The following is a 2697-nucleotide window of genomic DNA, read 5'->3' on the forward strand; positions in this document are numbered from 1 at the left end:
CCAGCCCGGCCGCCGCCTCGGCCACCGCGAACGGCGCGTGCCCCGTACCCGTACGCCCCCGCCGCCGCCCGTGCACGACGGTCCACAGCTCCCCGGCGTCGGCGGCCACCTGCCCCGAGGACGCAGCCAACAGCGGTGCCACGGAGGCCGGTTCGGCCCCCAGCATCAGCCGGACCAGCCCTGCCGCATGGCGCACATCCGCGGCGCCCGTGCGCGAGCTGGTCAGCAGGGACAGCAGAACGACGGCGCCCCCGGCGATGGCCGCGTCGGCCGCCTCCCGGCGCCCGGCGCACACCCCCAGCGCCATCCGCCCGCTCCCGGGCGCCGGACCGGGCAGCGCGTACACGCTCAGGTGCGACTCCCCGGCCCCGGCCGGCAGGGTGTCCGCCGCGGAAACCGGCCCTCCTCCGGCCGGCAGCCGCGCGGCCAGTGTGGCCAGGGCCGCGCGGGCATCCGCCCCGGGCCGCTCCCCGGCCGCCGACAGCTCCGTACCGTCGGCGGACAGCAACACGACCCAGCCGCCCAGGTGCTGGGCCAGCTGCCGCAGCACGGCGGGCACCGGATGCGGCCGGGCAGCGGCGCCCGCCAGGGCCTGCTGGCCCTCGCTCAGCCGCCGCAGTTCCCGGTGGCGCCGCTCGGCCGAGGCCTGCCACATCGAGCGGGCCACCGCCGTGAACGTGGTCTCACGCGGCACCTCCACCAACGGCAGCCCGTACCGCTCGCAGGCCTCCACCAGCGCCCGCGGCACCGCGTCGTGCACCGGCGCGATCCCGAAACCCAGCGCCGCGGCCCCGGCCTCGACCGTGCGCGCCACATAGCGCTCCCAGTACCCACCGGGGCCCTCGGCGTGCGGACAGTGCACCCCGGCGCTGAGCAGCATCTCCCCACCCAGGAGGTACGGGACGGGGTCCTCCATCTCGCTGGTGTGCACCGCGTAAACCGGCCGCTCGCCCTCACGGGGCCCGGCAACCTGCCGCAACCCGAGGCCCGGCTCCGCAAGCAGCACTCCCAGCCCGACGGGAACGGAAGGCGGCACAAGCTCACTCACCTGGACACTCCGCACACTCACCGATCAGTAACTCACGGAAACATACACTTCCAGCCACTCTCCCCCACCCCCTAAGGTCGCCCGGAAGACACAGCACACCCCCGAGGAGCACGCCCATGGCCGTCGACTACGCAGTGATCGTCGTCTACCTCGCGGGCATGCTCGCGATGGGCTGGTGGGGCATGCGCCGCGCCAGGTCCAAGAGCGAATTCCTGGTGGCGGGGCGCAGGTTGGGCCCGCCCATGTACTCCGGCACGATGGCCGCCATCGTCCTCGGCGGCGCCTCGACCATCGGCGGCGTGGGCCTGGGCTACCAGCACGGCCTGTCCGGCGCGTGGATGGTGATCACCATCGGCCTGGGCCTGCTGGCGCTGAGCATCTTCTTCTCGGCCCGCATCGCCCGGCTGAAGGTCTACACCGTCAGCGAGATGCTGGACCTGCGCTACGGCGGCTCCTCGGGCGTCATCTCGGGCATCGTGATGTGGGCCTACACCCTCATGCTCGCGGTCACGTCCACCATCGCGTACGCCACGATCTTCGACGTGATCTTCGGCCTGGACCGGGTCGTCGCCATCATCCTGGGCGGCGCCATCGTCGTCGCCTACTCCACCCTCGGCGGCATGTGGTCGATCACCCTGACGGACATGGTCCAGTTCGTCGTGAAGACGATCGGTGTACTGCTCCTCCTGCTCCCGATCGCCGTGGTCAAGGCAGGCGGCTTCTCGGCGATGGCGGCCGAACTCCCCGACGACTACTTCTCCCCGATGAGCATCGGCGCCCAGACGGTCTTCACCTACGTCCTGATCTACTCGTTCGGCATGCTGATCGGCCAGGACATCTGGCAGCGGGTGTTCACGGCCCGCAGCGACAGGGTGGCCAAGCTGGGCGGCACGGCGGCGGGCGTCTACTGCCTGGCGTACGCGGTGGCGGGCGCGGTCATCGGCACCGCGGCGAAGGTCCTCTACCCCCAGCTCGCCAGCCCCGACGACGCGTTCGCCACGATCGTCAAGGACGCCCTCCCCATCGGCGTGAAGGGCCTGGTCCTCGCGGCCGCGCTCTCCGCGGTCATGTCGACGTCCTCCGGCGCCCTGATCGCCTGCGCGACGGTCGCCAACAACGACATCTGGTCCCGCATACGCGGCAGAGCAAAGACGCCCACCACCCACGACGAGATCAAGGGCAACCGCCTCTTCATCCTCATCATGGGCGCGGCAGTGATCGTCATCGCCATCGTCCTCAACAACGTCGTGGAAGCCCTGACGGTCGCCTACAACCTCCTGGTCGGCGGCCTCCTCGTCCCCATCCTGGGCGGCCTCCTGTGGAAGCGCGGCACGGGCACCGGCGCACTGGCCTCCGTGGGCGCAGGCGGCACGACAGTGATCGTCCTCATGGCCTGGCAGGGCATCCTCGCCAACGAGCCGATCTACTACGGCCTGCTGGCCTCCCTGGCCGCGTACATCATCGTCAGCCTGGCCACCAAGCCCACGGACGAGGCGATCCTGGCCACCTGGCGCACCCGCCTGGCCGGCGAGACTCCGGCAGAAGGAGAAGCCCCCACCCCGGCCACAACCTGAAGGCCCCGCGCGCGGCCCAAGTCCCGTACGAGGTCCTGCACTTGACCACCGGCGGGAGGCGGCAGGGGGCAGCAT

General features: G+C 71.8%; 2 protein-coding genes. One reads left to right on the top strand and one right to left on the bottom strand.

The window, feature by feature from the left end:
- Positions 1–1048, bottom strand: a 1048-nt coding sequence (locus AOK16_RS14495) for a PucR family transcriptional regulator ligand-binding domain-containing protein (protein WP_079101377.1), incomplete at its 3' end; no start/stop codon positions are given.
- Positions 1049–1164: 116 nt separating this feature from the next.
- Between AOK16_RS14495 and AOK16_RS14500 the strand changes: the two genes are divergently transcribed.
- Positions 1165–2622 carry a sodium:solute symporter family protein gene (locus tag AOK16_RS14500; protein WP_055472676.1) on the top strand — a complete coding sequence of 486 codons (1458 nt, stop codon included), beginning with the start codon at positions 1165–1167 and terminating at the stop codon, positions 2620–2622.
- The last annotated feature ends 75 nt before the right edge of the window (positions 2623–2697 follow it).

It is taken from the genome of Streptomyces pathocidini, assembly GCF_001418495.1.
In the GTDB taxonomy this organism is placed as follows: Bacteria; Actinomycetota; Actinomycetes; order Streptomycetales; family Streptomycetaceae; genus Streptomyces; species Streptomyces pathocidini.